This window comes from Roseitalea sp., from assembly GCF_984466335.1.
On the sequence record NZ_CFIFWG010000203.1, the window covers coordinates 1 to 4,568 of the forward strand.

The window sequence follows — 4,568 nt, forward strand, 5'->3', positions numbered from 1 at the left end:
AGCGCCGGGATTTTGTGATCTGGCAAGGCGCGCGCAACGCCGCCCAGGGCGCAAAAGACCAGGCGCGGGCGATGTGCGGCCATCATCTGATTTCAATGTGTTGCCGGCCTCCGGCTTGGACGTCTTTTCCGCCGGCGGCGTCGTCAAAAGCCTTGCGCGATCGTCGGATCGCGCCGCGGTGTTTTCCTCGCCGCGGCGAAAAACCCTGTCCATCAATCCGCTCCCAGCTAAAGACAAACCGCTCTAGGGCCCGGAGCATGTTCCCGAAAAGTGTATGCGGTTTTCGGATAAGAACATGCTCAAGATCAAAGAGTTGGAGCATTGCGCGTGAAACGGGGATCACGAGAAAGGCTCCAATCGGTTTTCCCCACATGCAATGGTCGCGCAGGACGATCCCGCGCGATTTTTCGTCGCCGTCCGCCCGGCCGGATCAGCTCGCGAGCACGCGCGCCGGCGGGAAAAGGATGTCGATACGGGTGCCCTGGCCCGGTTCCGAACTGATCGCGAACTCGGCGCGGTTCGCCTCGACCAGCGCCTTGGTCAGCGGCAGGCCCAGGCCCGTCCCGTCGCCGCGCTGGCGGCCGACCGCGGTGACCTGCTGGAACGGCTTGAGCGCGCTTTCAAGCTCCTTTTCACTCATGCCGATGCCGCTGTCGCGAATCCGCAGCAGGACCGCGCCGTCGCCCGTGTAGCTGGTCGACACGATCACCTGCCCGCCCGCATGCGTGAAGCGGATCGCGTTGGACAGAAGGTTCAGGACGATCTGCTTGATCGACCTGACATCGGCGACCACCGGCGGCACGGTGCTTTCCAGGCTCGACCGGACGATGATCTGGTTGCGGTTGGCCTGCGGCTGTACCATGGCGATGGCCGCACCGATCGCCTCGTTGAGCGCCACGCTCTCGAATTCGAGTTCCTGCTTGCCGGCCTCGATCTTGGAAATGTCCAGGAGATCGTTGACCAGATCGAGCACATGCCGGCCGGACTTGTTGATGTCGGCGAGATAATCCTTGTAGCGCGCATTGCCGATCGGGCCGAAGCGCTCCTCAGCCATCAGCTCGGAAAAGCCGATGATCGCATTGAGCGGCGTGCGGATCTCGTGGCTGATCTTGGCAAGGAACTCCGACTTGGTGTTGGACGCCTGTTCGGCCTGGCGTCTTGCGTCCTGCAACGCCTGTTCGGTCTGCTTCCAGGGCGTGATGTCGCGGATCACCGCGCAAAAGCCGTTCGTCGCCGGCATGTGGCCGATGGTCATGAAAAGCGGCAGGAACCCCCCATTGCGCTCGCGGCCCAGCACCTCGCGGCCCTCGTTGAGGACGCTCGCCACGCCATTGTTGGCAAGCCCGTGCAGATAGCCCATCGCCGCGCGCTGGCTCTCATGGGCGAACAGGAAGGAAAAGCTCTTGCCCTCGGCCTCCTCGTTCGCATAGCCGAACAGCGCCGCGGCGGACGCGCTCAGGGAGCGGATCGTGCTGTCGGCGTCGATCAGGATGACGCCGTCCGTCGCCGTGTCGAGGATGGCGCGCAGCTCGGCGATCTCGGCGGCGGTGACCGTGGGCGTGCCGGCGTGTTCGCCGGCTTCGGCCGCATCGAACAGCGGCTCCGGACCGTCCTCGACCGGGCATGGCTCGAAGGCGAACATCAGCGCGCTTGCGCCCATCCAGGGCACGATCTGCAAGTGCGCGCGCACAGCAAACGAAAAGCCGTCGGACGAGACCAGGGTGATCGGCCGGTCGGACGGATCGGCATCGGTCGCAGGCGCGGCGCCGTCGAAAAGCGATTCCAGGCCGCGCCCGTTCAAGGCGCCGGTGTCGGCATCGGACGTCATCGCGAAAAAGGCCGCGTTGGCGTAGACCGCCTCCTGGTTGCGCACGATCAGCAGCGGCAACGGCAGGCCGTCGAGCGCGTCCGGCCCCAGCCGCGGAGAGGGGGACGCCTCGCGCGGCTCCGTGGCGGCGTCGGCCGGCGCCGCGAGCGCCTGCCGGTCATCGTGCTTGCCGATGGCCGTGTCCGCATCGCCGCCATCGCCGTCGGGCTCTCCGCCATGGGCGGGCGCCCCATCCCCGTTCACGCCGGGATCGGCCATGTCCGGTGCGCGCGCGGCCGCCTGTGCGGCATCGGTTCCGGCTTGGCCGTCGGTTCCGGACCCGTCGGCATCGTCGGCCGGCTCGGAGCCAGGCCGACGGCCGAGCGCCTGGCCGATCTTGCGGAAGGCCTCGGCCTCCTGGTCGCTCAGATGCCGGGGCGCGGCCGGCACGGCCGCGTTCTCCCGATCCCTGGCATCGCGCAACGGCGGCGCCCTATCGGCCGACCGGCGCATCGGATGGGACGGCGCGACGGCCAGAGCGGGCGGCTCGTGCAGCTGAACGGGCACAGCGGGCGCCCCGCCATCGCGATCCGCCATCTCTTCGTTGCCCGTTCCGTCGGTCCGCGGCGCCGCCGCACCGGAGGGCGCCGGCACCAGCGCAAGGCCGCGCGCATCGGGGTCGGTCTCCGCGTCGGCCATGCGCACCACCCCGAAGCCGCGATAGCCTTCGAACCGGCGGTCGCGGCTGTAGTAGGGCAGGGCCGCCAGATCGACGGGAACGTGAAGGTCGGTGCCCTGAATCGGCCAGCGCACGCTCTTGCCGGACCATGTGTCGCGGCGGGCGAGGGCAATGGCGACCTCGCCGGCCGGGTCGAGCGCCATCTTGGCGATGACCTCGGAAAAGGCGCGGCCGGTGACATCGGCCGATAGCGGGCCGACCGCGCGGCCGAATTCCGGCGAGATATCCACGAACACGCCGTCATGGTCGGTCTTCCAGACGAAGCGGATCGGCCCGGAACCCAGGTCCGGCCCGTCGAATGCCGGGACGCCGGCCCGTCCGGACGCGGCCGTCGGTTCGGGCTCGCCTGTCCGTGGTTGCGGGCTTGCAGGCGCGGTCGGCCGGCCGCCCGCATCGGCCCCGTCGGGCTCTGGCTCGGGGCGTCGGGCGAGCGCAACGGCGACGATCAGATAGCGTTCGGGCAGATCGCCGAGCCGTCCGATGCCCGTGGCAAGGGCGGCGTCCCCACCGGCCCCCTCGACGATCTGCTTGACCAGCCGGTCGCCCTCGGTGCGCGCCTGGCCCGCAAGCGTGCCGATGCGGGCCTCGTCCAGCCCCATCGTGCCGAAGCGCGGCCCGGCTTGGAGAACCCGGCCGGCGCCGTCGACGACCGCCGCGCCCGCCTCGCCGTTTTCGAGCCCGGCCAGCGCCATCGTCAGGCATTGCGCCTCGCTCATCTCCGTCTCGCGCGCCGGGGCCGTCACGAGCGCGTGCCTGCCACGCACGCCGACCAGCGGCACGCGGCGCACATGGCATCGGACGAGGCGGCTGCTCACGCCCGACGGCAAGCGCACAAGGGCCGTGCGCGGGGCTTCCTTGAGCGAGGCCAGCACGGCGCGAATCTGGCGGAAACCGGTCTCGACGCTGATCGGCAGGGCCGCTTCCCCGGCACGGCTGCCGATCGCCGCCAGCCCGAACAGCTCCGCCGCCGCGCCGTTCGCCCAGCGCAACGCGCCGCTTTCGCGATCGAAGATGAGGGCGGCCCTTCCCGAGAGCATGGCGTCGCGCACGCCGTCCTGCACCGCTATGTCGATGAAAGAGGTCTCGTCCCAGTTGCGTGCCTTGCTCATCTCGTGCACCTCGTCCCCCCGGGGGCGCCTGCCTCGGGCCGAATACCGGGTCCCGCCCGCGCCGCGCCCGATGCCCGTCTCTTAACGAAACCTTAATTGTCCTATTGAGTGCAGCGCGTCCAGCTTTCAAATCGAGCGGCCGGTCATGGAATGAATCTCTGGTTAATGCGGGGTGGGGATGCGAATTGTGCGACGCACAATTTTATTGCATCGCACAAGAGACGATGATATGGTTCGCCCGAAACGACCGTTTCCGCCCATGGAGGACATATCACGATGGCCAAGGACACCGCTCCCATACCCGACACCGCCGCCTCCGATCCGTTCGGCGCCGGCCAGATGCCGAACCCGGCCGAAATGCTCGACCGGTTCCGCAAGCTGGCCGAGGAGAATATGGTCAAATCGAAGGCCGCGCTGGAGAAGGCCAAGGCCGCCTTCGACGATGTGCAGAAGGAAGCCGAGGCCGGCCTGCACAGCGCCCAGGAGCATTCCTCGAAGATTTCGCTGGCCGCCATCGACACGATGCGCGCCAACACCGAAAGCGCCTTCAACCATCTTGAAAAGATGGTCGGCATCAAGTCGGTCGCCGAGATGATCGAATTGCAGACGGCCTTCGTGCGCGAGCAGACCGAAAAAGCCGTCGACACCGCCAAGACGATGCAGGCGCTCTACCAGAAGGCCGGCGAAGACATGGCCGCGCCGGCCAAGGCGGCGGCCGAAAAGGCGATGGGCGCCATCAAGTCCGAGTGACCGGCGCCCCGCCATCGTCGCGCAGCTTCCAAAGGCCGGTCTCGCCCGGCCTTTTCGTTTGCGGCGCGCGGTCCCGGCTCTTATAGTGAAGCCTTGCAAATCGCCGGGCGCGGGACTATGCGGTCGCTCCGTGTGCGAACGTAGCTCAGTTGGTTAGAGCGCT

At 68.0% G+C, this 4,568-nt stretch carries 3 protein-coding genes; 2 read left to right on the plus strand and 1 reads right to left on the minus strand.

The annotated features are described in order from the left end of the window. On the plus strand, positions 1-247 hold a 247-nt coding region (locus tag AC5E6L_RS14225; protein ID WP_491774151.1), incomplete at its 5' end, for a hypothetical protein. A 183-nt stretch (positions 248-430) separates the two neighbouring features. Here AC5E6L_RS14225 and AC5E6L_RS14230 read toward each other — a convergent pair. Beyond that, positions 431-3,655 (minus strand): PAS domain-containing sensor histidine kinase, encoded by a 3,225-nt coding sequence (locus AC5E6L_RS14230; RefSeq protein WP_491774153.1) that lies wholly within the window; start codon positions 3,653-3,655, stop codon positions 431-433. Positions 3,656-3,931: 276 nt separating this feature from the next. Here AC5E6L_RS14230 and AC5E6L_RS14235 point away from each other — a divergent pair, with 276 nt between their 5' ends. Continuing rightward, positions 3,932-4,405: a phasin family protein gene (locus AC5E6L_RS14235; protein ID WP_491228623.1), complete on the plus strand. Its 474-nt coding sequence runs from the start codon at positions 3,932-3,934 to the stop codon at positions 4,403-4,405. Positions 4,406-4,568 lie beyond the last annotated feature (163 nt).

What these genes read in the sequence shown, in the direction of transcription:
- AC5E6L_RS14230 (WP_491774153.1), bottom strand. Translation starts at nt 3,655, where the DNA reads ATGAGCAAGGCACGCAACTGGGACGAGACCTCTTTCATCGACATAGCG.
- AC5E6L_RS14235 (WP_491228623.1), top strand. Translation starts at nt 3,932, where the DNA reads ATGGCCAAGGACACCGCTCCCATACCCGACACCGCCGCCTCCGATCCG.